General features: G+C 72.9%; 25 protein-coding genes. 10 read left to right on the top strand and 15 right to left on the bottom strand.

The features are described from left to right. Positions 1–27 precede the first annotated feature (27 nt). Positions 28–738 (top strand): MBL fold metallo-hydrolase, encoded by a 711-nt coding sequence (locus OG764_RS32160; RefSeq protein WP_328971841.1) that lies wholly within the window; start codon positions 28–30, stop codon positions 736–738. A gap of 196 nt (positions 739–934) precedes the next feature. On the opposite strand, the gene OG764_RS32155 is transcribed toward OG764_RS32160, so the two are convergent. Continuing rightward, positions 935–1975, bottom strand: a complete 1041-nt coding sequence (locus OG764_RS32155; protein ID WP_328971840.1) for an NUDIX hydrolase — start codon at positions 1973–1975, stop codon at positions 935–937. A gap of 195 nt (positions 1976–2170) precedes the next feature. On the opposite strand from OG764_RS32155, the gene OG764_RS32150 reads away from it, so the two are divergent. Next, positions 2171–3202, top strand: coding sequence for a LacI family DNA-binding transcriptional regulator (locus tag OG764_RS32150; protein WP_328973242.1), 1032 nt, complete (start codon positions 2171–2173; stop codon positions 3200–3202). Positions 3203–3288: 86 nt separating this feature from the next. On the opposite strand, the gene OG764_RS32145 is transcribed toward OG764_RS32150, so the two are convergent. From OG764_RS32145 to OG764_RS32125, 5 genes are all read right to left on the bottom strand, one after another. Next, positions 3289–4587, bottom strand: a complete 1299-nt coding sequence (locus tag OG764_RS32145; protein ID WP_328971839.1) for a DUF6986 family protein — start codon at positions 4585–4587, stop codon at positions 3289–3291. A 169-nt stretch (positions 4588–4756) separates the two neighbouring features. Next, entirely contained in the window at positions 4757–5719 is a 963-nt protein-coding gene (locus OG764_RS32140) for an electron transfer flavoprotein subunit alpha/FixB family protein (protein ID WP_328971838.1), read from the bottom strand. Between the two features lie 88 nt (positions 5720–5807). Then, the gene (locus tag OG764_RS32135; RefSeq protein WP_328971837.1) at positions 5808–6593 is read right to left on the bottom strand and encodes an electron transfer flavoprotein subunit beta/FixA family protein; all 786 of its coding nucleotides are present in this window, start codon (positions 6591–6593) and stop codon (positions 5808–5810) included. A 211-nt stretch (positions 6594–6804) separates the two neighbouring features. Then, on the bottom strand, positions 6805–7329 hold the full coding sequence (locus OG764_RS32130) for a flavin reductase family protein (protein WP_328971836.1): 525 nt from the start codon (positions 7327–7329) through the stop codon (positions 6805–6807). A gap of 334 nt (positions 7330–7663) precedes the next feature. After that, complete coding sequence (locus OG764_RS32125) at positions 7664–7996, bottom strand: thioredoxin family protein (protein ID WP_328971835.1); 333 nt, start codon at positions 7994–7996, stop codon at positions 7664–7666. A 207-nt stretch (positions 7997–8203) separates the two neighbouring features. Here OG764_RS32125 and OG764_RS32120 point away from each other — a divergent pair, with 207 nt between their 5' ends. Continuing rightward, positions 8204–8926 (top strand): lysophospholipid acyltransferase family protein, encoded by a 723-nt coding sequence (locus OG764_RS32120; RefSeq protein WP_328971834.1) that lies wholly within the window; start codon positions 8204–8206, stop codon positions 8924–8926. Between the two features lie 103 nt (positions 8927–9029). Here the strand turns inward: OG764_RS32120 and OG764_RS32115 are convergent, their stop codons facing one another. The 7 genes from OG764_RS32115 to OG764_RS32085 form a co-directional block, all read right to left on the bottom strand. Further along, positions 9030–10244, bottom strand: coding sequence for an alginate lyase family protein (locus tag OG764_RS32115; protein WP_328971833.1), 1215 nt, complete (start codon positions 10242–10244; stop codon positions 9030–9032). A 142-nt stretch (positions 10245–10386) separates the two neighbouring features. Further along, positions 10387–11028, bottom strand: a complete 642-nt coding sequence (locus OG764_RS32110; protein WP_328971832.1) for a transglutaminase-like domain-containing protein — start codon at positions 11026–11028, stop codon at positions 10387–10389. 43 nt (positions 11029–11071) lie between these two features. Beyond that, positions 11072–12133 (bottom strand): threonine aldolase family protein, encoded by a 1062-nt coding sequence (locus OG764_RS32105; protein WP_328973241.1) that lies wholly within the window; start codon positions 12131–12133, stop codon positions 11072–11074. Then, positions 12130–12891: an SDR family oxidoreductase gene (locus OG764_RS32100; protein ID WP_328971831.1), complete on the bottom strand. Its 762-nt coding sequence runs from the start codon at positions 12889–12891 to the stop codon at positions 12130–12132. Before OG764_RS32100 ends, OG764_RS32105 begins: the two co-directional genes overlap by 4 nt. 26 nt (positions 12892–12917) lie before the next feature. After that, positions 12918–14315: a DUF6421 family protein gene (locus OG764_RS32095; RefSeq protein ID WP_328971830.1), complete on the bottom strand. Its 1398-nt coding sequence runs from the start codon at positions 14313–14315 to the stop codon at positions 12918–12920. A gap of 81 nt (positions 14316–14396) precedes the next feature. Then, complete coding sequence (locus OG764_RS32090) at positions 14397–15518, bottom strand: alpha/beta hydrolase (protein ID WP_328971829.1); 1122 nt, start codon at positions 15516–15518, stop codon at positions 14397–14399. 13 nt (positions 15519–15531) lie between these two features. Continuing rightward, the gene (locus OG764_RS32085; protein ID WP_328971828.1) at positions 15532–16653 is read right to left on the bottom strand and encodes an LLM class flavin-dependent oxidoreductase; all 1122 of its coding nucleotides are present in this window, start codon (positions 16651–16653) and stop codon (positions 15532–15534) included. 49 nt (positions 16654–16702) lie between these two features. Between OG764_RS32085 and OG764_RS32080 the strand changes: the two genes are divergently transcribed. Next, entirely contained in the window at positions 16703–17287 is a 585-nt protein-coding gene (locus OG764_RS32080; RefSeq protein WP_328971827.1) for a PadR family transcriptional regulator, read from the top strand. 246 nt (positions 17288–17533) lie between these two features. After that, positions 17534–18217 (top strand): glycerophosphodiester phosphodiesterase, encoded by a 684-nt coding sequence (locus tag OG764_RS32075; RefSeq protein WP_328971826.1) that lies wholly within the window; start codon positions 17534–17536, stop codon positions 18215–18217. Between the two features lie 54 nt (positions 18218–18271). Here OG764_RS32075 and OG764_RS32070 read toward each other — a convergent pair whose 3' ends face one another. Then, positions 18272–18814, bottom strand: coding sequence for a GNAT family N-acetyltransferase (locus OG764_RS32070; protein WP_328971825.1), 543 nt, complete (start codon positions 18812–18814; stop codon positions 18272–18274). A gap of 149 nt (positions 18815–18963) precedes the next feature. Between OG764_RS32070 and OG764_RS32065 the strand changes: the two genes are divergently transcribed. From OG764_RS32065 to OG764_RS32050, 4 genes are all read left to right on the top strand, one after another. Beyond that, on the top strand, positions 18964–19698 hold the full coding sequence (locus OG764_RS32065) for a DUF5134 domain-containing protein (RefSeq protein ID WP_328971824.1): 735 nt from the start codon (positions 18964–18966) through the stop codon (positions 19696–19698). 109 nt (positions 19699–19807) lie between these two features. After that, on the top strand, positions 19808–20743 hold the full coding sequence (locus OG764_RS32060; protein ID WP_328971823.1) for a M56 family metallopeptidase: 936 nt from the start codon (positions 19808–19810) through the stop codon (positions 20741–20743). An 82-nt stretch (positions 20744–20825) separates the two neighbouring features. After that, entirely contained in the window at positions 20826–21485 is a 660-nt protein-coding gene (locus tag OG764_RS32055) for a phosphatase PAP2 family protein (protein WP_328971822.1), read from the top strand. A gap of 229 nt (positions 21486–21714) precedes the next feature. Next, positions 21715–22362: a TetR/AcrR family transcriptional regulator gene (locus OG764_RS32050; RefSeq protein WP_328971821.1), complete on the top strand. Its 648-nt coding sequence runs from the start codon at positions 21715–21717 to the stop codon at positions 22360–22362. Here the strand turns inward: OG764_RS32050 and OG764_RS32045 are convergent. After that, positions 22353–23837 (bottom strand): LVIVD repeat-containing protein, encoded by a 1485-nt coding sequence (locus OG764_RS32045; protein ID WP_328971820.1) that lies wholly within the window; start codon positions 23835–23837, stop codon positions 22353–22355. The genes OG764_RS32050 and OG764_RS32045 overlap by 10 nt on opposite strands. Before the next feature lie 145 nt (positions 23838–23982). Between OG764_RS32045 and OG764_RS32040 the strand changes: the two genes are divergently transcribed. Further along, the gene (locus OG764_RS32040; protein ID WP_328971819.1) at positions 23983–24633 is read left to right on the top strand and encodes a DUF305 domain-containing protein; all 651 of its coding nucleotides are present in this window, start codon (positions 23983–23985) and stop codon (positions 24631–24633) included. The last annotated feature ends 31 nt before the right edge of the window (positions 24634–24664 follow it).

Below are 24664 nucleotides of genomic sequence, written 5' to 3'. Positions count from 1 at the left end.
GCGGGGCCGGCGTCGTACGTTCGAGGCATGGATCTTGTCGAAGTCACTCCGCGCCTGCACATGTTCCGCTTCCCCATCGGCCAGGCCTACCTCTGGCGTGACGACACCGCGTCCGGCACCGAGCTGACGCTCGTGGACGCCGGGAACGTCACCTCCGGCCCGGAGATCGAGGCGGCGATACGCTCCCTCGGGCTGCGTCCCGAGGACATCCGCCGCATCGTGCTCACCCACTGCCACCGCGACCACGTCGGCGCGGCCGGGGAACTCGCCGGGCGGTACGGGGCCGAGGTGGTGGCCCACCGACTGGAGGCGCCCGTCATCCGAGGCGAACGGCCCGTCCCGGAGCCGGTGTTGCTGGACTGGGAGCGCCCGCTGCACGCGCACGGGCTGACGGTGCCCGAGGCGCCGCCGACCCGGGTGGACCGGGAGGTGGAGGACGGCGACGACCTCGGCTTCGGGGACGGCGCGTACGCGGTGCACTCCCCCGGCCACACCGACGGCAGCATCGCCGTCCATCTGCCGCGCCACGGCGTGCTGTTCACGGGTGACTGCGTGGCCGGCGTGCAGCTGGTGATGGTCGGCGTGTTCAACACCGACCGGGAGCGGGCGCTGGCCTCCTTCCGCCGGCTCGCGGCCCTGGATCCGGCGACCGCCTGCTTCGGCCACGGCGATCCGCTGACGCGGGACACGGCGAAGGTGCTCGCGGAGGCCGCTGCCCGCGACTCGTCGGCCGGCTGACGGCTGACGGCTGACGGCTGACGGCTGACGGCTGACGGCTGACGGCTGACGGCTGACGGCTGACGGCTGACGGCTGACGGCTGACGGCTGACGGTACCCCCCCCCGGCCGATGCGGCCGGCCCGGTCCGGCCGCCCCGGCAGACCCGTGCGCCCCGTCCCCGACCCCCCGGCCAGGCCAGGTCAGGTCAGGTCAGGTCAGCCGACGGGGATGCCCGCCTCCAGGTTCAGGACGGTGGCGCGTTCGCGTGCCCGCAGGGCCCAGCGCAGGCGCTCGAAGCGGACCTGCGGCAGCAGGCCCGCCGCCTCGGCCTCGGAGACGAACCGCCACGCGCGCAGCTCGGGCCCCGGCAGTCGCAGCCGCCCGGTCTGTTCCGGCCCGAGCCGGCCGCCGTCGAACAGCAGCCGCAGCCCGCCGTACGAGGGGCCGCGCGGCGGTTCCCAGTCGACGACGAGCAGCTTCGGCACCTCGTCGAGGGTGAGGCCGAGCTCCTCGGCGACCTCGCGCATCCCGGCCTCGGCGGGCGCCTCGCCGGATTCGACCACGCCGCCCGGGAACTCCCAGCCCGGCTTGTACGTGGGGTCCACGAGCAGGACCCGGTCCTGTTCGTCGAAGAGCAGCACCCCCGAGGCGAGGGTCTCCCCGGTCGGCTCGGGCGTCTGCACGATCTCGCAGGCGCCGGCCCGACCGCCGCGCACCGCCTCGGCGATGAGTTCGGCGGTCGCACGGGGCGTGAGCGTGCTGTTGTCGACGGCGAAGGCGTCGGCGGTCAGCCAGCCGAGGGCGTCGAGGTAGGCCGGGATGTGGTCGTAGGCCCACTGCCGGACGCGCTCGTCCCGTTCCGCCTCCGGGACGTCGGTGTCCTCGCGGGTCGCGATCCGCTCCCGCAGGATCGTTTCCTCCGGGGTGAGCAGCACGTGGCACACCGGGATCCGGCGCGACGCGAGACCGCCGAAGATCTCGTCCCGGTACTCCTGGCGCAGCAGGGTCATCGGCACGACGAGCACTCCGCCCAGCTCGGCGAGCATCGCCGCGGCGCCGTCGACGACCAGCCGGCGCCAGATGGGCAGGTCCTGGTAGTCCGTCACCTCGTCCAGGCGCTTCTGCGGCAGCAGATGGCGCAGGGCACCGCCGATCACCTCGGGGTCGTACAGGGTGCTGTTCGGTATCAGGCCGGTCAGCTCGCGTGCCGTGCTGGTCTTGCCGGCGCTGAAGGTGCCGTTGATCCAGACAATCACGTATCCCCCTCTTCCGAAGCCCCCAGTGGCTTGCCCGCAACACCCTGTCACGGAAACGCGGTTACCGGCCATCTCGGCCCTGACAACGTTGTCCTAGGCCCTACCCTGGAATCCGGGGCGGCTTTCGGCCCGCCCCGCGCCCGCCCGCACCGCCCGCAGCCGCCCGCGACAGTCCGGAGGACCCCGCCCGTGTCCATGCCGCCCCGCCCGTCCGAGCCCCGCTACGGCAGCCGTCCGACCATGAAGGACGTCGCCGCGCACGCCGGGGTCGGCCTCAAGACGGTCTCGCGGGTCGTCAACGCCGAGGCGGGCGTCACCCCGGAAACCGAGCGGAGGGTGCAGGCCTCGATCGACACGCTCGGCTTCCGGCGCAACGACAGCGCACGGGTGCTCCGCAAGGGGCGCACGGCGAGCATCGGCCTGGTGCTGGAGGACCTGGCCGACCCCTTCTACGGTCCGCTGAACCGCGCGGTGGAAGAGGTCGCGCGGGCGCACGGCGCGCTGCTGATCAACGGTTCCAGCGCGGAGGACCCGGACCGGGAGCGGGAACTGGCGCTGGCGCTGTGCGCGCGCCGGGTGGAAGGGCTGGTGGTCATCCCGGCCGGGGACGACCACCGCTATCTGGAGCCGGAGATCCGGGCGGGCATGGCCACGGTGTTCGTGGACCGCCCGGCCGGCCTGATCGACGCGGACGTGGTCCTCTCCGACAGCTTCGGCGGGGCCCGCGACGGGGTCGCGCACCTGATCGCGCACGGGCACAGCAGGATCGGTTTCATCGGCGACCACCCCCGCATCCACACCGCGACGGAGCGCCTGCGCGGCTACCGGGAGGCGATGGCTCGGGCCGGGCTGCCGGTGCACGACGCGTGGGTCGCACCGGGTTCGACGGCGCCCGGCCGGGTGGCCGGGGCGGCCGAGGCGATGCTGGCCGGCAGCGAACCGGTGACCGCGCTGTTCGCCGGGAACAACCGGGTGACGGTGACGCTGGTACGGGTGCTGGCCGACCGCGTCCCGCCGGTGGCGCTGGTCGGATTCGACGACTTCGAGCTGGCCGATCTGCTGCGGCCCGCGGTCACGGTGGTCGCGCAGGACGCGGCGGCACTGGGGCGGGTGGCCACCGAGCGGCTCTTCGACCGGCTGGCGGGGGCGCGTCCCGCGCCGGAGCGGATCGTGCTCCCGACCCGGCTCATCGCCCGGGGCTCGGGCGAGCTGCCGCCGCATCCGTAGCGGACCCGGACCGGCGATCCGCGCCGGTGCGCTCAGAACGCCGCGCGGGCTGGATCTTCCGGCCCGCGCGGCGTGCGAGACGACGATCAGGCGGTTGCCGTCAGGGTCGCCGAGCGCCGCGGGATGGCGAAGGCGTCCAGTTCGGCGCGGGTCAGGCCGGTCAGGGCGGTGACCTCCTCGGCGCCGACGGCGCCGCAGTCGAGGCCGCGTACGAGGTAGCCGGCCAGCGCCTTGGCGGTGGCGGGCTCGTCCATGACGTCGCCCTCGATCTTGGCGACGTACGCCTTCAGCCGGGCCGCGGCGGCGTCGAGGCCCTCGCGGTAGAAGGTGAAGACGGCCGCGTAACGGGTGGGCAGGTGCGCCGGGTGCATGTCCCAGCCCTGGTAGTAGGCGCGGGCCAGGGCCCGGCGGGTCAGGCCGTAGTGCAGCTTCCAGGCCTCGTGGACGTGCTCCGTCGAGCCGATCGGCAGGACGTTGGTGGAGCCGTCCGAGACGCGTACGCCGGTGCCCGCGGCCGCGACCTGCATGATCGCCTTGGCGTGGTCGGCGGCCGGGTGGTCGCTGGACTGGTAGGCGGCGGAGACGCCGACGCAGGCGCTGTAGTCGAAGGTGCCGTAGTGCAGCCCGGTGGCGCGGCCCTTCGCGGCGTCGATCATGCGGGCGACGGTGGCGGTGCCGTCGGAGGCCACGATGGACTGGCTGGTCTCGATCTGGATCTCGAAGCCGATCCGGCCGGGGCGCAGGCCGCGGGAGGACTCGAAGGCCTCCAGGAGCTCGACGAAGGCGGAGACCTGCTCGGCGTAGGTGACCTTGGGCAGGGTCAGCACGAGGCCGTCGGGGAGGCCGCCGTGCTCGAGCAGGCCGGACAGGAACACGTCGGTGGTCCGGATGCCGCGGTCGCGGACGTTGGACTCCATGCACTTCATGCGGATGCCCATGTAGGGGGCGTTGGTGCCGTTGGAGAAGGCCTCGGAGACGAGCCGGGCGGCGCGGGCGGCCGCCTGGTCCTCCTCCTCGTCGGAGCGGACGCCGAAGCCGTCCTCGAAGTCGACGCGCAGGTCCTCGATGGGCTCGCGCTCCAGCTTGGCGCGTACGCGGTCGTAGACCGGGCCGGCCAGCTCGTCGGAGATGCCGAGGACCTTGGCGAAGGTGTCCGCGTCCGGGGCGTGCTCGTCGAGGGCCGCGAGGGCCTGGTCGCCCCAGGAGCGGATGGTGTCGGCGGCGAACACGTCACCGGGGACGTAGACGGTGTGGATGGGCTGGCGGGTGCCGGGGTCGCCCGGGTAGCGGCGCGCGAGTTCCGCGTCCACCGGCGCGAGGGAAGCGCTGATGCCCTCGCTGACCGCGCCGGCGAGGCTCGTTGCCACCTTCTCCTGCTGACCCATCCTGCACACTCCTCTTTTCCGCTTCACGGAAGCATTGATCCGCATAGCAGAATTTAGCCAGGGCATTCCGCTCCGTCAATGGTCTCCCGTCCGACTCGTGGGAACGACTCGGGGCCGTGCGGTGACAATCACCACACGGCCCCGGAGACGGAGTATGCCCAGGTCAGGACTAGCCCTTGCGCGCCTGGATCTCCTCGGTCAGCTGCGGGACGACCTGGAACAGGTCGCCGACCACGCCGTAGTCGACCAGGTCGAAGATCGGGGCCTCGGAGTCCTTGTTGATGGCCACGATGGTCTTCGAGGTCTGCATGCCGGCCCGGTGCTGGATCGCGCCGGAGATGCCCGAGGCGATGTACAGCTGCGGGGAGACCGACTTGCCGGTCTGGCCGACCTGGTTGGAGTGCGGGTACCAGCCGGCGTCGACGGCGGCGCGGGAGGCGCCGACGGCGGCACCGAGCGAGTCGGCCAGCCCCTCGATGATCGCGAAGTTCTCGGCACCGTTGACGCCGCGGCCGCCGGAGACCACGATCGCGGCCTCGGTCAGCTCGGGGCGGCCGGTGGACTCGCGCGGGGTGCGGGCGACGACCTTGGTGCCGGTGGCCAGCGCACCGAAGGTGACGGCCAGCGCCTCGACGGCGCCCGCGGCCGGGGCGGCCTCGACCGGAGCCGAGTTCGGCTTGACGGTGACGACCGGAGTGCCCTTGGAGACACGGGACTTGGTGGTGAAGGAGGCGGCGAACGCGGACTGCGTCGCGACCGGGCCCTCGTCACCGGCCTCCAGGTCGATGGCGTCGGTGATGATGCCGGAGCCGATGCGGACCGCGAGGCGGGCCGCGATCTCCTTGCCCTCGGCGGAGGACGGGACCAGCACGGCGGCCGGCGAAACGGCGTCGTAGGCGGCCTGCAGCGCGTCCACCTTCGGCACGACGAGGTAGTCGGCGAACTCCGGGGCGTCGGCGGTGAGTACCTTGACCGCGCCGTGCTCGGCGAGGGTGGCGGCGGTGGCCTCGGCGCCGGCGCCGAGGGCGACCGCGACCGGCTCGCCGATGCGGCGGGCCAGGGTCAGCAGCTCAAGGGTGGGCTTGCGGACGGCGCCGTCCACGTGGTCGACGTAGACGAGAACTTCAGCCATGGGACTGCTCTCCTGCTGTTACGGGATGTCGGGGGGCGGTTGAGGAAGCGGCCGGAGCTCGGATGGGCTTCCGGCCGGGCAGGCAGCTCTAGATGAACTTCTGCTCCGCAAGGAAGGCGGCCAGCTGCTTGCCGCCCTCGCCCTCGTCCGTCACGATCTTGCCCGCGGTGCGGGCCGGGCGCTGCGCCGCGGAGTCGACCGCGGTCCACGCGCCCTCAAGGCCGACCTCGTCCGCCTCGATGTCCAGCTCCTCCAGGTCCCAGGCCTGAACCGGCTTCTTCTTGGCGGCCATGATGCCCTTGAAGGAGGGGTAGCGGGCCTCGCCGGACTGGTCGGTCACGGAGACGACGGCCGGCAGGGAGGCCTCGAGCTGCTCGCTGGCGCTGTCGCCGTCGCGGCGGCCGGTGACGGTGCCGTCCTCGACCTTGACCTCGGAGAGCAGGGTGACCTGCGGGACGCCCAGGCGCTCGGCCAGGATCGCCGGCAGCACGCCCATGGTGCCGTCGGTGGAGGCCATGCCGGTGACGACCAGGTCATAGCCGGCCTTCTCGATCGCCTTGGCGAGCACCAGCGAGGTGCCCATGACGTCGGTGCCGTGCAGGTCGTCGTCCTCGACGTGGATGGCCTTGTCGGCACCCATCGACAGCGCCTTGCGCAGCGCGTCCTTGGCGTCCTCGGGGCCGACCGTCAGGACGGTCACCTCGGCGTCGTCCGCCTCGTCGGCGATCTGCAGCGCCTGCTCGACGGCGTACTCGTCGAGCTCCGACAGCAGGCCGTCGACGTCGTCGCGGTCGACGGTCAGGTCATCGGCGAAGTGCCGGTCGCCGGTGGCGTCGGGCACGTACTTCACACAGACAACGATCCTCAAGCTCACGCCGGCTCTCCTACTGCATCGTCTTTTCTGGCTGCTGCCCTGTGAGGGCAGCATAGGCGCCTTACTGGGCGGATCCCGGTCGGGGCGACCCGCGCTCCGAACGAAATGTTACTCGTCAGTACACCGTGCGTCCCGCCAGGAATCAAGCTCGGGGAACTGTGACCTTGCCAACGCCCGGCGCGGCCGAAAAGTGCCCGCCAACAGGCACGACTCAGTCGCGCAGCGCGTTGAAGCGGCCCTGGTGGTAGAGCAGCGGCCGGGCCCGCTCCGCGACCTGCGCCGCGGGCTCGCCCGCGACCACCTCGGCGAGCACCAGCCGGTGCGTGCCGGCCGGCACGCGGGCGACCACCCGGCACACCAGCCAGGCCGGTACGCCGTCCAGCACCGGCACGCCCTCGGGCCCGGTGTGCCAGTCGGTGCCCGGCCCGAACCGGTCGGCGCCGCTGCGGGCGAACAGCCCGGCCAGCTCGGCCTGGTGCTCGCCGAGTATGTGGACGCCGATGTGTTCCGTCTCGGCGATCACGGGCCAGCTGGAGGAGCCGGTGCCCATGGAGAACGACAGCAGCGGCGGCTCGGCGGCGACCGAGCTGAGCGAGGTGGCGGTGAAGCCCACCGGCCGGTCGCCCCGGGCAGCGGTGATCACCGCGACGCCGGCGGCGTGCTGCCGGAAGACGGAGCGCAGGAGTTCGGGCGAGCCCTGGAGGGGGGTGGCGGGGAATGCGGTCTGAGCCGTCATGCGAATGTCCTTCGGAGTCGTCTGCTGCGGGTGAGGGCTGTTCACGAACCCTGACAGCGCGCGCTCGCGTGGCGGACGAGATCGACGTGGATCCGTCCGTAAAGAAGGAGTTCAGACCGCATGCGGTCAGCCTGTCGACGGTGAGCGGGTGCAGTCAAGCCACTACGGCGAGATGCGAGCGGGGTCACGGCCCGGACGGAAGCACGGACCGGGGCCCGAACGCACGGACGAGGGGCCCGGGATGCCCGAGGAGGAGGTCCGCCGACCGGCCGGCGATCGGCGGACGTGATCGCCGCACTCGGCGCGCGACGGCCGACGCCCGGCGGCCGACCGGTCAGATCGCCGCGCCGAGTGCGGCGATCACGTCCGCCTTGCGCGGCATGCCCGCCGCGCGCCGCACGATCGCCCCGGCCGCGTCGAGGACGAGGACGGTCGGGGTCTTCTCGATGCCCAGCTCCCGGACCAGGCCGAGGTGCTCCTCCGCGTCGATCTCGATGTGCGCGACCCCCGGGACCAGCGCGGCGACCTCCGCGAGGATCCGCCGGGTGGCGCGGCACGGCTGGCAGAAGGCGCTGGAGAACTGGACCAGCGTCGCCCGCTCCCCCGGCTCCGCGCCCAGTTCCGCGGCCCCCAGCCGCCTGCCCTCGTCCTGCCCGCGCACCCGCACTCCCCTGCACCCGCTCGTTCCGGCCCGTACGCAGTTCCGAGCGCCCCCGTGACCCGCCGCATTCCCGGCGTGACGAGAATCTCTCCGGGCACATGCCTCTCAACTGGCCAGCAGGGCCGCCATGGGGCACGATCCCCTTGCCACGTACCTACGATGGCGTAACTTCCACGGGAGAACCTCCCAGGCAGAAAGAAGGGGTCTCCCCGCATGGCAGAGCTCGTCTACCCCCCGGTCGTCGGTGCCGCGCACTCCCTGTTCCGTGCGCTGGACATCCGCATCGACATGAAGGGCACCGAGAACATCCCGCGCCAGGGCGGGGCCGTGCTGGTCTCCAACCACATCGGCTACCTCGACTTCATCTTCACCGGCCTGACCGCCCGGCCCTCGAAGCGGCTGGTGCGCTTCATGGCGAAGGAGTCGGTGTTCCGGCACAAGGTGTCGGGTCCCCTGATGCGCGCGATGAAGCACATCCCGGTGGACCGGACCCAGGGTGAGGCGGCCTACCAGGAGGCGCTGCGCGCGCTGCGGTCGGGCGAGATCATCGGCGTCTTCCCGGAGGCGACGATCTCCCAGTCGTTCACGCTGAAGAGCTTCAAGTCGGGTGCCGCGCGCATGGCCCAGGAGGCCGGCGTCCCGCTGATCCCGATGGCGCTGTGGGGTACCCAGCGGCTGTGGACCAAGGGCCGCCCGAAGGACCTGCGCCGCAGCCACATCCCCGTGACCATGCGGGTCGGCGAGCCCATGGAGGCGCCCGCCGACCAGTACGCGGGCGCGATCACCCGCCGGCTGCGCGAGCGGGTCCAGGAGCTGCTGGACGCTGCGCAGCGCGCCTACCCGGCCAAGCCCAAGGGCACCGAGGACTCCTGGTGGCTGCCGGCCCACCTCGGCGGCACCGCGCCGACTCCGGCCGAGGTCCGCGACGCGGGCTGAGCCGCCCGGCCCGGCGGTCCGGGCGGCCCGGGGCGGCTGCCGTTCCGCCGCCGGCCCGTCAGTTCGGGCCGTGGGCGCCCGTCAGTCCGGTTGTCGGCGTGCGTCAGTTCGGGTTGTCGGCGTGCGTGAGGGTCTCCCACGCCTCGAAGTGGTTGTCGGTGCCGGCCGGGCGGCGGCCCTCGGTGAGGGTGCGGGTCTTCTCCATGGTGACGCCGAGCCGCGTGTGCAGGGCGTTGTACCCGACCTCGGTGGCCGGGCCGAGGCCCTTGGTCACGCTCCCGCGGCACAGCCAGGACGGCACGGCCTCGCCGAGTTCGTAGCGGGCGTGGAAGCCGAGCGCGTGCCGGAAGCGGTCCTTGAACTGCGGGTAGAGGTCGCGTCCTTGGATGCGTGAGGTCTCGGCGACGTGCATGGCCGCCGCGATGCCCATGCCGGTGTGCCCGAAGTCCCGGCAGGTCTCCTGGGCGAGGCCGTCGACGAAGGTGCTCTGGCCGTGCCAGTAGTCGACGAGCTCGGCGGGCGTGTCGATGTGCGAGCGCGGCGGGTACGCGGGCTGCGCGCCGTCGGTCTTCAGGTAGAAGTACGCGGGGACCCGGCCGAGGTAGATCGCCATGGCCTTGTCGTAGGCGGCCTTGTCGTCGAGGTGGACGGCGATGCCGATCGCGGCGTCCGTCATGATGAGTTCCCAGTTGCCGTTGCTGCTCGGCCGGCCGTCCACCACCTCGGGCAGGTAGACGTTCCGCAGCATGGTGGCGAAGCGCCCCTGGTTCGGCCAGCCGCCGGTGTACGTGTGCTTGACGAGTTCCGCGGCGCGTGCCCAGCTCGAACCCGACCAGCCGCTCTGGAGCGGCGCGTTGCTGTTGGTGTGGTCCTTGATCGTGGCGGACCAGGCGTCCATCAGTTCGATCGCCTTCCGCGCGTGGCGCGCGTCCCGGGTGACGTACCAGGCGAGCCCGTGGCTGTACGCGGCGATGGCGTCCTCGCGCTCCTCCGTACAGCCGTTGTTCGGGTTGGAGTAGGAGCCGCACTCCACGATCGCGCGCGGCCTGGGCGTGCGCGCGAGCGAGCCGTACTTGCTGCCGAGCATCTGGTCGAACGCCGACTTCCACGGCTGCCGGCCCGCCTGCACCTGGGTCCGTACGAAGTCCAGCTGCGCCCGGCTGTTCAGCACGCCGGGGTGGGCGAAGGCGGCGGGGGCGGCCGCCGCGGCGGGCCCGGCCGCTCCCGTCGGTCCGGCGTGCGCGGCGGGGGTGAGGGTCAGGGCTGCGGCCAGGCCGAGGGCGAGGGCCGCGACCCCGGCGGGGAGTCCGTAACGCATGGAGCGCCTTCCTGTCGGAGGGAGGGATTCCTGCGGCCGAACATACTCATGCCCATGTCAACGTGACAACGTTATCGACAGGAAACTTTCCTATCGCCTGCCCCGCGGCACGCAGGGGTCCCCTGCCGACCGGTCGGTGGGCCTACGCGAGCGCGGTCGGAAGGGCTTTCCAGAGGGCGGGGCGGTCGGGCGATTGCCGGAGCGCCGCGAGCGGCGCCGGGTGCGGGGCGGCATGGAGCACGGGATAGTCGACCTCCCCCAGCTCCGGGCGGACCGGGAAGGCCAGTTGCTCCCGGTCGAGCGCGAACCGGGCGTCGACGCCGGGCCTGTTGCCGCGCGGGTCCTGCCGCGCCCAGGCTCCCCGGCCGGGCAGCAGGACAGCGACCAGGCCGTGGACGACCGGGTTCGTCCCGTCGTCGTCCGCCAGGCGCTGGTAGCAGAGGGCGGTCGGGATGCCCTCGGCCCGCAACAGGGCGGCGAGGGCGTGGGACTTGGCGTAGCAGATGCCCGTCCGCAGGGCGAGCACGTCGGAGGCGCGCCAGGTGACGCGCGGGTCCCCCGCGTCGGCCGAGTGCGGGATCGTGTCGCGGACGAAGTCGAAGGCCGCCTCGGCGTAGACGCGGGCGCACGCGGACCCGCCGCCGTCGGCACCGCCGGCCGGATCGGGGGTGACGGCGGCACGCAGGGCGGCCGCCGTCCGGCGGACCAGCGGATGGCCGTGGTCGATCGCGTCATCAGCCGCCAGATAGGCGGAAACGTCAGGCTGCTCCTGGATCAATTCCATGATCCAGGAGCATACCTATACGCCAGTCCGCATGACTATCGAATCAGCGGGCCATTTCTTCCTTGAGGGCCTGGAGGAAGGCGTCCACGTCCTCCGGCTGCGTGTCGAATCCGCACATCCAGCGGACGTCACCCGCGGCCTCGTCCCAGAAGTAGAAGCGGAAACGCTTCTGCAGGCGACGGGTCACCTCGTGCGGCAGCCGCGCGAAGACCGCGTTGGCCTGCACCGGGTAGAGGATCTCCACCCCGTCGACCTGGCGGACGCCGGCGGCGAGCCGCTGGGCCATCTCGTTGCCCTGGCGGGCGTTGCGCAGCCACAGGTCCTTGGCCAGCAGGGCCTCCAGCTGCACCGAGACGAAACGCATCTTCGACGCCAGCTGCATGGACATCTTGCGGATGTGCTTCATCTGGCGGACCGCGTCGGGGTTCAGCACCACGATGGCCTCGCCGAACATCATGCCGTTCTTCGTGCCGCCGTAGGACAGCACGTCGACGCCCACGGCGTTGGTGAACGCCCGCATCGGGACGTCCAGCGAGGCCGCGGCGTTGGCTATCCGCGCCCCGTCGAGGTGGACCTTCATGCCGAGCCCGTGCGCGTGCTCGCAGATGGCCCGGATCTCGTCCGGGGTGTAGACCGTGCCCAGCTCGGTGTTCTGGGTGATCGACACGACCTGCGGCATCGCCCGGTGCTCGTCCTCGAAGCCCCAGGCCTCCTGGTCGATCAGCTCGGGGGTGAGCTTGCCGTCCGGGGTGGGGACGGCGAGCAGCTTGATGCCCGCCATCCGCTCCGGCGCGCCGCCCTCGTCCACGTTGATGTGGGCGGTCTTGGCGCAGATCACCGCACCCCAGCGGTCGGTCATCGCCTGCAGCGCGGTGACGTTCGCACCCGTGCCGTTGAAGACCGGGAAGGCCTCCGCGTACGGGCCGAAGTGGCTGCGGATGATCTTCTGCAGGTGTTCGGTGTACTCGTCCTCGCCGTAGGAGACCTGGTGGCCGCCGTTGGCGAGGGCTATCGCCTCGAGGATCTCCGGGTGGACGCCGGCGTAGTTGTCGCTGGCGAACCCGCGCACCGCCGGGTCATGGTGGCGGCGGGCGTCGGTCCTCAGGGTTGCGGGGTGAGCCACAGACGCTGTCCGTTCACTTCCGAGGCGGGCCGGTCCCAGACGGCGGCGATGGCCTCGGCCAGCTCCTTGACGTCGGTAAAGCCCGCGAACTTCGCATTGGGGCGCTCGGCGCGCATCGCGTCGTGCACCAGTGCCTTGATGACCAGGATCGCAGCCGCGGCCTGCGGGCCGTCCTCGCCCCCGGCCTTGCGGAAGGAGTCGGCGAGCGCGAGGGTCCAGGCCTCGGCGGCCGCCTTGCCCGCGTTGTAGGCGGCGTTGTTCGCGACCGGCTTGTGCGCGCCGGACTGGCTGATCAGCACGTACCGGCCGAGGTCGCTGCGCAGCAGGCCGTCGTGGAAGGCCAGCGAGGTGTGCTGGACCGTGCGGATGAGGAGCTTCTCCAGGAAGTCCCAGTCCGCGAGGTCGACGTCGGTGAAGGTCTTGCTGCCGCGCCAGCCGCCGACGAGGTGGACCAGGCCGTCGACGCGGCCGAATTCCTTCTCGGTCCGCGCCGCCCACTCCTTGGTGGCGTCGAGGTCGAGCAGGTCGACGGTGTCGCCGATGACGGTGGCGCCGCCGTGCGCGTAGCGCGCCGCGTCCACGGACTCGGCGAGCCGTGTCGCGTCGGCGTCGGACGCCACCACGATCGCGCCCGCCTCGGCGAGGCGGAGCACGGCCGCCTTGCCGGCGGGGCCGCCGGCCCCGGCCACCGCGACGACCGCGCCGCTCAGCTTGCCGTTGCCGTTCCCGGAGCCGTTCATGACTGCTGCCTCCTGTGCGCGGTCGTTCACGCGGCGACCTGCTCGGCGTTCGCCGCGGTGATGCCCTCGGTGGAGGCGATCACGGACTTGAGCTTCTTGGCGAGCGCCTCATAGAACATGCTGAGCGGAAACTCGTCCGCGAGCACGTCGTCCACGAGCTTGCGCGGCGGCTGCGTCAGGTCGAGGGCGTCGGGACCCTTGGCCCACTTGGAGCCCGGGTGCGGGGCCAGGTAGGTGGAGACGAGCTCGTACGCCTTGAACCAGTGGACGAGCTTGGGGCGGTCGATGCCGGCCCGGTACAGGTCCTCGATCTCGGCGCACAGCTGGTTGGTGACCTGCGGGGCGCGCATCCAGTCGATCTTCAGCTTGTTGTCGGTCCAGCGCACCACGTCGTGCTTGTGCAGGTACGCGAAGAGCAGCTGGCCGCCGAGACCGTCGTAGTTGCGGTTGCGGTCACCGGAGACCGGGAAGCGGAACATCCGGTCGAACAGGACGGCGTACTGCACGTCACGGCCGTGCTCGTTGCCCTCGGACTCCAGCTTCACGGCCTCCTTGAAGGCGGTGAGGTCGCAGCGCAGCTCCTCCAGGCCGTACATCCAGAACGGCTGGCGCTGCTTGATCATGAAGGGGTCGAACGGCAGGTCGCCGTGGCTGTGGGTGCGGTCGTGGACCATGTCCCACAGGACGAACGCCTTCTCGCAGCGGCCCTGGTCCTGGACCATCGCGGCGATGTCCTCGGGCAGCTCGATGCCCAGGACGTCGACGGCGGCCGCGGTGACCTTGCGGTAGCGGGCGGCCTCGCGGTCGCAGAAGATGCCGCCCCAGGTGAAGCGCTCGGGGGCCTCGCGCACGGCGATGGTCTCCGGGAACAGCACCGCGGAGTGGGTGTCGTAACCCGGGGTGAAGTCCTCGAAGGTGATGCCGAGGAAGAGCGGGTTGTCGTACCGGGTGCGCTCGAGCTCGGCGAGCCACTCGGGCCACACCATCTTCAGGACGACGGCCTCGAAGTTGCGGTCGAGGTTGCCGTTCTGGGTGTACATCGGGAAGACGACCAGGTGCTGGAGCCCGTCGGCGCGCTCGGCGGCCGGGTGGAAGGCCAGCAGGGAGTCCAGGAAGTCCGGCACCTTGAAGCCGTCCGCGACCCACTTGCGCAGGTCGGCCACGACGGCCCGGTGGTAGGCGGTGGCGTGCGGCAGCAGCGGGGAGAGCTCCTCGACGGACGCGACGACGCGCTCCACCGCGGCCTCGACGGCGGCGGGGGCGGGGGCGCCCTCGGCCTCGAAGTCGATCGAACCGTCCTTGGACTGCCAAGGGCGGATCTCTTCCACGGCGGCCTTGAGCACGGGCCATGCCGGGTGGTCCACCACCCGGGCACCGGCGGTTATGGCGCCACCGGTGGCACCCTGCACAAGAGTTTCCGTCATGTCACTTCCTCCACAGGAGAACCTCACGTAAAGACAGCGTAGGCATGTGAGGCTCTCCCGCTCAAGAGGGGATCCAGGAAATTATCCTGCGGCCACCCCTGATCCACCGGAATTCTTCCCGCGATCCAGGGTGGCGGCGACGACTTCGCCCAGAATTGCCAGAGCCCGGCCGGCTTGCGGGAGTTGAGCGGACAGCGCGAGGAATCCGTGGAACATCCCGGGGTACAGGTCCACCGTCACGGGGGCACCGCGCGAGCGCCGCAGCCGGGCGTACACGTGTCCGTCATCACACAGCGGATCGCGACCCGCGAGCACCAGATGGGCCGGCGGCAGGGCCGCGAGGGCCTCGGCGCCGGCCTCAAGCGGGGCGGCCAGGGGGTCCCGGCGGTCGCCGCCGGGACCGAGGTACTGCTCCCAGAACCAGCGCAGGTGCACGGTGGTGAGGTAGGGCCCGTGCGCGTGGCGCCGGTACGCGTCCAGGTCCATGGCGGCCGAGAGCATGGGGTACGCCAGCACCTGGAGCGCCACCGGCGGACCGCCCCGCCGGGCCGCGAGCAGCAGCGAGGCGGTGGCGAGGTTGCCGCCGGCGCTGTCGCCGGCCACGACGAGGGCGCCGGGGTCCCCGCCGAGCTCCGCCACCCGCTCCCCGGCCCAGCACAGGGCGGCGTACGCGTCGAGCAGCGCGGCCGGGTACGGGTGCTCGGGGGCCCGCCGGTAGTCGACGGACACGACGACGGCGCCCGCCGCCCGGCACAGGTTGCGGACGGTGCGGTCGTGGGTGTCGAGGTCGCAGAGCACGAAGCCGCCGCCGTGGCAGAAGACCACGGTCGGCCGCGGGCCGGGCCACCGCGCCGGGTCGGGCCGGTAGACCCGTACGGGCACGGGCGGCGCCCCGGCCGGGCCGGGGACGGTCCGGTCGTTCACGGCGCCGACCGCCGGGGGCGGGCCGGCCGGGCGGGACGCGGCGGCCAGCAGCCGGCGGGCCTCGGCGGCGTCGGTGACGGCGCCGCCGAGGTCGGGGAAGACGGCGGCGAGGGCTTCGGCGTACGGGCGCGCCTCGGGGTCGAGCCCGCGGGCGGGGCCGGGGCGGCCCGGGCGGGCGGTGCGGTCGGGGGTGTCGGCGGGGGGCACGGGGTCGGGCGGGGCCGAGGGAGCGGAGGTGCGCACGGGGTCGGGGCGCTCGGGGTCGGGGCGGCCGGTCATGGTCGGTGTCCGCTCAGGCCGCGCGGAAGTGCGGGATGACCTTCTCGCCCCACTGCCGCAGGGTCTCCATGCAGGCCTCCTGCGGGACGGTGCCCATCTGGATCAGGCACATGACCTCGTCGGCCCCGGCCGCCCCGAGACGTTCGACGTACGCGATGGCGTCGTCGGCCGTGCCGTAGGCGTGGTCGGCGTTGAAGGTGGCGGTGGAGGTGGGGCGGACCGGGATGTCCTGCTCGTGCAGCCGGGCCACCACCTGCTCGGCGGCGCGGCGCAGCTCGGCCGCCTCGTCGGCGCCCTCGGTGACCGCCTCGTCGGGGATGCCGGCGCCGCCGTACCAGTGCCCGATGGACTGCGCGAAGAAGCGCTGGCCGCGGATCCCGATGCGCTGCGCCTCCGCGCGGTCGTCGAGGACGATGGTGGGGCAGAGCACCGAGAAGTGGTCGTTGACCGCGGTCGACACGAACCGGCCGCCGTCCCGGGCCGCGATCGCCGCGTCGTACGCCTCCCGCATCGCGGCGATGGGCCCGGGTCCGGCGAAGCCCATCACCAGGGCGCCGATGCCCAGCTCGGCGGCCTGGACGAGGGTCTCGGCGCGTGAGCAGGCCAGGAAGAGCGGCGGGTGCGGGTGCTGGCGGGGGCGCGGCAGGATCGGGTGCGGGTCGATGTCGATCAGCTCGCCGTGGTACTCCAGCTCGTCCTCCTGCCAGGCCTTCCCGATGATCCGCAGGGCCTCCTCGACCTCCTGGGTGGTGCGGTCGGGGTCGACTCCGCACAGGGAGGTCTCCTGCCGGGTGCCGCCGCGGCCGGCGCCGAGGTCGAGCCGGCCGCCGGAGAGCAGGTCGAGCATGGCGGCGCGTTCGGCGACGCGGACGGGGTGGTTGAAGTTGAAGGGCATGCACACCACGCCGTGGCCGATGCGGATGGTCTTGGTCCGGGCCGCCACGAAGGTCAGGAAGATCTCCGGAGCGCTCATGTGCGCGTACCAGCGCAGGGAGTGGTGCTCCACCGCCCAGATCCGGTCGAAGCCCATCTCCTCGGCGAACACCGCCTGTTCGACGCAGTCGCGGATGACCTGGTGCTCGCGTTCCACGGTGGGGTCGGCGAGCTGTGCCTCGAAGATCACGGAGAATTTCACGGTGCCTCCAGGGTTGCGTTCCGTGCCGGGCCTTACTTCAATTCGGAATATGACTAATAGTCAGACCTCGAAGAAGCAAGAGCGACGGCCGGACGATCTGCCGGCCACCGCGTGGGCGGTGCTGGGGCTGCTCTCGTTCCCCGGCGAGCGGACCGGGTACGAGCTGAAGAAGTGGGCCGACTCCTCACTCCGCTTCTTCTACTGGTCGCCGGCGATCAGCCAGATCTACGCCGAGCTGCGCCGCCTCGAGGAGCTCGGGTACGCCGGCTCGCGGCGCTCGGGCCCCGAGGAGGCGCGCGCGAAACGGCGCTACGCCATCACCCCGCGGGGCAGGGCGGCGCTGGCCCGCTGGGCCGCCGACACCGGCGAGTCCGGGCCGCCGGTGCTCAAGCACAGCCTGCTGCTGCGCGTCTGGCTGGGCCACCTCGCCGACCCGGACCGGCTGCGGGAGCTGGTCGCGGAGCACGCGGAGCGCACCCTCGGCGAACTGGCGCAGGTGCGGGCGGCGCAGGAGCAGAGCCGGGACGTGCCGCAGTGGGCGTTTCCGGAGCTGGTCCTCAAATGGAGCGAGCGGCAGCACCTGGCGGAGCTGGAGCTCGCCCGGGCGCTGCTCGCCGACCTAGGGGGTGTCTGACGGATCTCCGCGGCGTCGCGACGCGGCCCGCGGGCGCCCGTCAAGGCGCGCAGGACTCGCCCACGCCCGGGTGACGCGCGCGGGGCGGCCGGTCCGTACGGGGACAGGCCGGATACGGTCGGCGTGCCCCGTACGGCCCCTGCACGCACGGTTCCATTCCACGGGCGGAGCACTAGGCTCCCTCTTTGCCGCGTGGCCGGTCAGGGCCGGCGCGCGGGAGCCGCCGTCGACGGAAGCGAGAGAACCTTGACTTTCCTCACCATCGGTCACCGCGGGGTCATGGGCGTGGAGCCCGAGAACACGCTGCGGTCCTTCGTCCGTGCGGAGCGATCCGGCATGGACGTCGTCGAACTCGACCTCCAGCTGAGCAAGGACGGCGCCCTCGTCGTGATGCACGACGCGGAGGTCGACCGGACCACGGACGGCTCGGGCGCCGTCGCCGATCTGACCCTCGCGGAACTCCGGGAGCTCGATGCCGGGCAGGGCGAGCACGTCCCGGTCTTCGAGGAGGTGCTCGACGCCGTCCGGGCGCCACTGCTGGCCGACGTCAAGGACGTGGCCGTGGCCCGGGCGCTGGCCGAGGTGATGCGGCGCCGGGACCTCACCGGCCGGGTGGAGGTCTCCTCGTTCCACGACGCCGCGGTCTCCGAGGCCGCCCGGCTGGTACCGGGCGTACGGACCACCCTGATCGCGGGCCGCTACGGCGAGGACGTGGTGGACCGCGCCCTGGCCGCGGGTGCGCAGACGCTGTCGCTGAACATCCGGCGGCTGACCGTGGAGACGGTGGAGTCGGCGCACGCCGCCGGACTGCGGGTGATCGGCTGGGTGGTCAACACCCAGGAACACCTGCGGCTGGTGCGCGCGCTGGAACTGGACGGGGCGACCACCGACCTCCCGGAGATCCGGCGGACGGGCCGCTTCACGGCCTGACCCACCCCGGACCTTCCACGGCGCGACCGCGGCAGTGCCGGCGCCTGACGGCGGCTAGCCGAGGTCCTTGACCAGCAGGACGAATTCCAGGTCGTCGCGGAGCGGCACCCCGAAACGCTGGTCGCCGTACGGGAACGGGCTGGTGTCGCCGGTGAGCCGGTAGCCGCGCCGCTCGTACCAGGCGATCAGCTCGGCGCGCAGGTTGACCACGGTCATCCGCATCTGCGTCGCGTCCCACGCTGCGCGTACCCGGCGCTCGGCCTCGGCGATGATCACCTTGCCGAGGCCTTCGCCCTGCAGCTCCGGGCGGACGGCGAACATGCCGAAGTACGCGTGGTCGCCCCGGTGCTGGAGGTGGCAGCAGGCGACGATCTCGTCCTCGCGCTCGACCACCAGCAGGGTGCTGTCCGGGCTCTCGACGATCCCGCGGACGCCCCGCTCGTCGGTGCGCTGGCCCTCCAGGTAGTCGGCCTCGGTGGTCCAGCCCGCCCGGCTGGCGTCGCCCCTGTACGCCGACTCCACGAGTGCGACGAGGACGGGGATGTCGGCCTCGACGGCGGCACGGAACGTCAGTCCGTCCTGCGTGCGGGTCTCCATGGGTCAGCAGTCTCCGATCCGGTCCGTGGTGCGGTGGCGCACCCAGAGCCTAACCCGGTCGCCGTGCGGGCATCTCTCCCCTGGAACATCCCGGGTCCCGGACCCCCGGACCCCCGGACCCCCGGAACCCCGCGGAAGGGGAGGCCCCCGTGCACGGACCCGCGACCCCCGCCTGGCTGCTCGTGGCGCTCTGCACGGTGAGCGGCATAGCGTGCCTGATGCGGCTGCGGCTGCGGGCGGGACCGGCTCAGGACCGGGCGGCCGCGGCCGGCGAGGCGCTGATGAGTTTCGGGATGGCGGCCATGGCGGCGCCGGTGGCGGCGGGCGGCGGCGCCGGGCGGGCGTGGCTGCTGGGCACCGTGTTCGGCGGGGCGGCGCTGCACGCGCTGTGGCACACGGGCCGGGCCGTGTGGTCCGCGGCGCCGGGTTCCGGCCATCTCGCCCACCATCTGGTGGGCTCCCTCGCGATGCTCTACATGGCGCTGGTGATGGCGGGCGGCCACGGCACGCCCGGCATCCCGCTGCTCACCGGGGCGCTGCTCCTCTACTACGCGGCGTACGCGCTGCTCGCCGGAGTACGCCTGGCGCCCGTACCGGTACCGGTACGGGCCGCGACGGTGGCGGGAGTGCCGGTGGGCGTGGGTGTGACGGCCGGGGTGGGTGGGGCGGCCGAGGTGAGTGGGGCGGCCGGGTGCGGCGTCGGCGACGGAGCAGCCGCCGACGGCGGACCCGGGCGGGGCACCGGGGGAGCCTTCGGCGCCACCGGCGCACCCGGGGGCGGCGGCCACCTGCCCGGGGGCACCGGCGGACCGGCGGCCGATCTGGCGCGGGCCTGCCGACTGGCCACGGGGCTGGGCATGTTCGCCATGCTGCTGACGATGTGAGCGGCCCCGGCGGCCCGGGCGCCGCGGCGGCCCGGCGCCGACGTGTCCTCGGTCACTTGGCGTCCGCGGCCGTACCCGCGGGCGGGCGCCCGCTCATAGGCTGGCGTACATGATGGTCCCCGCCGCACTGCTGCTGCTCGGCGTCCTGACCGCTCTCGCGGCCCCCCGTCTGCTCGCCCGGGCCGACTGGCCGGACCGCGAACCGGTGGTGGCGCTGTGGGTGTGGCAGTGCGTGGTGGGCGCGGTGCTGCTGTGCTTCGCGCTGTCGATGCTGCTGAGCGCGGCCGCGGCCTGGCAGGCGGTGCGCGGCCGGCTGTTCGCCCCCGCGCCGCACGGCGTGGTCGAGGCGTACGGGCTCGGCCCGGGCGGTCCTTGGGCAGCGGGCACCGCGCTGGTGCTGGCCGGGGGTGCGGTGTGGACCGGGGCGATGCTGACCGGCGAGGTGCTGCGGGCCCGTGCCCGGCACCGCCAGCGGCACGCGGAACTCCTCGTACGGGCTCCGCTGCTGCCCGGGGAGGAGCCCGGCGGCGACGGGCTGGTGGTGCTGGAGGCGCCGCGGCCCGGCGCGTGGTGGCTGTCGGGTCCGGCGCCACGGCTGGTGGTGACCACGGCCGCGCTGCGCCGCCTGAAGGGGCACCAGTTGGATGCCGTGCTGGCGCACGAGCAGGGGCACGCGGTGGCCCGGCACGACTGGCTGCTGCACTGTTCGCGGGCGCTGGCCGGCGGGTTTCCGCAGGTGCCGGTGTTCGAGGCGTTCCGCAGCGAGGTGCACCGGCTGGTGGAGCTCGCGGCCGACGACGCCGCGTCCCGGCGGTACGGGCGGCTCACGATCGCGCTCGCACTGGTCGAACTCAACGAGGACCGCGGGGCGTTCGGGCCCGGCGCGCATCCGCAGGACCATGTGCACCAGCGGGTGCGGCGGCTGCTGTCCGCGCCCGGCCGACTGACCGCGACCCGCCGGCTGCGGCTGACGGCGGCGGCCGCCCTGATCCCCGCGGTGCCGCTGCTGGTCGCCTTCGTGCCGGGGCTGAGCGCGCTGGCCTGACCCCGGCGCCGACCCGGTCCGCGCGCCGGCCCGACCACCGGGCTGACCCGGTCCGCGCGCCGGATGTGCCAGGATCCCCGGCATGCGACCTGCGACGACGGTGCTCTGGCGGACGGCTTCCGGGTGCGCCGCGGCGGCGCTCGTGCTGACCGTCCTGCTCGTGGCGCAGTGGCCACCGCTGCTGCGGTTCGACCGGTGGCTGGCGGCCGCCCTGCACCGCCACGCGGTCGCCCATCCGGCGGTGACGCGGCTCAACCGGGTGCTGAGCGACTGGGTCTGGGACCCGTGGACGATGCGGACGCTGGCGGCGCTGGCCGCCGGGTGGCTGCTGTGGCGCGGGAACCGGCGGCGCGCGCTGTGCGTGGCGGTCGCGACCGTGGTGGCCTCGGCGGTGCAGCACGGGCTGAAGGTACTGCTGGGCCGGGAGCGGCCGACGTGGCCGGATCCGGTGGATTCGGCATGGTTCGCGGCGTTCCCGTCGGGTCACGCCATGACCGCGGCCGTGGTGTGCGGGCTGCTGCTGTGGGTGGTGGGGCGGCCCGGCCGGACGGGCTGGGCGGTGGCGGCCGTCTCGGTGCTGGGGGTCGGCTGGACCCGCCTGTACCTGGGGGTGCACTGGTTCTCGGACGTGCTGGGCGGCTGGCTGCTGGGGGTGGCGCTGGCGGCCGGAACCATCGCGTGGTGCACGCGGACCCGCCCGGAACCGCCGCGCTCTCCGGGCACGACACACCGGGGATCCTGATCGCGGCGGGGCGCGGGCGGCGCGCGTCCCCCACCGCTGCCGACGTCCCTTCCGATGCCGCGGCCGATGCCGTGCGCGGTGCTGGTCGCACCATGTGCCGGTGGGGCCGGTGGTGGGTGATCCCCCGCGTCACCCACCACTGGCGACCGGCCGCTGCGGGGCACTCGCGAGCATCCCTGCGGAGTGCGTTGAGTATATTGGCTGGGAGCCAGTCAACGCAGGAGTAAGCATGTCCCCGCGCAGCGCATCGGTCAATGAAGAATTGCGGAGACGCTCCCGGGAGCGACTTCTCCAGGCCACGGTCGAACTGGTGGCCGAGCGTGGGTACGAGGCGACGACGCTCGCGGACATCGCGGACCGTGCGGGCGCGGCCCGCGGACTCGTCTCGTACTACTTCCCCGGCAAGCGCCAGCTGCTGCAGTCCGCCGTTCACCGGCTGATGCACCGCACGCTGCACGAGGCGCTGGAGCGGGAGCCGCGTACGGCCGACGGGCGGGAGCGGCTGGCGCGGGCCGTCGACGCGGTGCTCGGGCTCGCCGTGGACCATCCGCTGCTGATGCGCACGCACATGGCGGGGATCCTGGCGGCGGAGGGTTTCGTGCAGTGCCCCGAGCAGCAGCGGCTGGCGGAGCTGCTGCGGGACACCGTGGAGCGGTACGGCTCGGCGGACGTGGACACCGACTACCCGCTGCTGCGGGCCCTGTTGATGGGGGCGGTGTTCGCGGTGCTGCTGCCGGGGGCCGCGATGCCGGCGGTGAAGCTGCGGGCCGAGCTGTTCCAGCGGTACGGGCTGGACTGGGAGCTGGGTGACCCGCCGGGCGGCGAACCGCCCGGCGGGCCGGTGGTGCGGGCCGCGCCGGGCCGGGGTCAGCGGTAGTCGGGCTGCGTCTGCGCGTTGAGGCGGTCGAGCCACACGTGCCGGGCGCTGTCGGTGCGCCGGTCGTCGATCTTCAGGACGTCGAAGCCCTTGGCGATGTCGTTCGAGTAGATGTAGCCGTTGTAGTAGTACGCGGACCAGGAGCCGCCGAGGGACATGGTGTCGGTGCTGATCGGGCCGCGCTCGAAGTAGCCGATCTCCTTGGGCCTGGCCGAGTCGGTGAAGTCCCAGACGGAGACGCCGCCCTGGTACCAGGCCTGGACCATGATGTCGCGGCCGCCGCCGACGGGTATCAGCGAGCCGTTGTGGGCGACGCAGTTCTCGGTGTCCGCCTGGTGGCGGTCGATCTTGAAGTAGCTGCGGAAGACGAGCTTGCGGGCGTCACCGCGGCCCGTGATGTCGTAGATGCCGTCCGCGCCGCGGTTCGGCCCGGTCGCCTCGTTGCAGGTGGCGCCGACGCCGCCGCCGAGCTCGTCGGTGAAGACGACCTTGCGGCCGTCCTCGCTGAAGGTCGCGGAGTGCCAGAACGCGAAGTTGACGTTGTCCTGGACCCGGTCGATCACCCGCGGCCGCTCGGGCCGGCTGATGTCGAAGATGATGCCGTCACCCATGCAGGCTCCGGCCGCGAGCCGCTTCGACGGGAACACGGTGATGTCGTGGCAGCCGGTGGTCTTGCTGACACCCGGGTTGGTGGGCCCGCCCGGGTTGCCGCCGTCCGGGAAGAGCACGGGGAAGCCGACCAGGGCCGCCTTCTCGGGCGCGTGCCGCGGGACCTTGACGACCGAGATGCCGTCGTGCGGCGGCTGGCAGTCGGGGAAGGCGGCGTTGGGCCCGTACGAGGAGACGTACAGGTAGACGTCACGGCCGCCCGGCACCAGGGTGTGGGTGTGGGAACCGCAGTTGGTCTCGACGGCGGCGACGTACTTCGGGTTCTTCTTGTCGCTGATGTCGAAGACCTTGATGCCCTCCCACGAGGACTTCTCGGTGGCGGGCTGCGAGACGCTGGCGCAGGAGTTGTCGCTGCGCGAGGAGTCGGTCGACAGGAACAGCAGGTCGCCGGAGACCGAGATGTCGTTCTGGCCGCCCGGGCACAGGACCTCGCTGACGATCTTCGGGGTCCTGGGGCGGCTGATGTCGTAGATGGTGAAGCCGTCGTAGTTGCCCGCGTACGCGTACCGGCCCTGGAAGGCGAGGTCGGTGTTGATGCCCGTCAGTGCGCCCTTGGGCATGGCGGCGACATGCTCGATGTTGGCGCTGTGCACGATCTCGTCCTGGCCCGGGATGTCTCCGGCGGCGACCGCGGCCCGCGCCGCGGCGGCCGCCTCACGGCTCACCGCGCTGCGGGTGGGGGCGTCGCCGGGATCCGGGGTGGCCGCGGCGGGGGCGGCGACGAGGAACGTGGCGAGGAGTCCGGCCGCGACCGCGGCCACCCCCAGGCGCCTGCGCCGCACCGGGGTGTTGTGCAACGAAGTCACTGTGCCCTCCCTTGAATCCGTTCGTGGTGGGAACGGAACGCGAAGCATGACCAAGGGAGTATCGTCCCGGTCATGCTCATGGCAACAGAGGTCTGACCGCGCCGGCCGCCGGACGACGGAACGCCGACTCCTTGAGGAGGACACCTTGCTGACTTTTCGTCACCTTGCGCGCACCCTGTCGGCGGCGGCCCTGCTGGCCCTCGCCCTCACCGGCTGCGACGACGGCGGACAGCGGGCGGACGGGCGGGCCGCGGCCGGCGGAGCCAAGGTGATCGCCCCGGGCAAGCCCGGCGAGACGGCCCGGACCCTCACCCCGCAGGAGGCAGCCGCGGAACTGCCGGACGACTCCCCCAACGCCGCCGACCACGCCTACGTGCGCCGCATGATCGAGCACCACCGGCAGGCCCTGACGATGAGCGCACTGGCACCGGACCGGGCCGCGTCCGCGCAGGTCAAACGGCTCGCCGAACGGATCTCCGCGGCCCAGAAGCCGGAGATCGGAGCCATGGAGGGATGGCTGGCGGCCCACCCGGGCGTGCCGGGCCCGGGCGCCGGCCACGACCACGCGGCGATGCCGGGCATGGCCACCGGGCAGCAGCTCGACCGGCTGCGGGCCGCCCGCGGCAAGGAGTTCGACCGGCAGTTCCTGGCGTTGATGATCAGCCATCACACGGGGGCGCTCACCATGGCCGGCGAGGCCCTCTCCGGCGGGAACAACGTGGCGGTCGAGGAGATGGCGACCGATGTGCTCGCCCAGCAGACCGCCGAGATCAGCCGGATGCGCGCCATGGGCTGACGCGCCCGGCCCCCGGTGGCATGCTGAAGTC

Origin of the sequence: Streptomyces sp. NBC_00239 (genome assembly GCF_036194065.1) — a bacterium.
Taxonomy (GTDB): domain Bacteria; phylum Actinomycetota; class Actinomycetes; order Streptomycetales; family Streptomycetaceae; genus Streptomyces.
The sequence above is the reverse complement of the archived record's forward strand: the minus strand, read 5'-3'. Positions and strand labels throughout refer to the sequence as shown.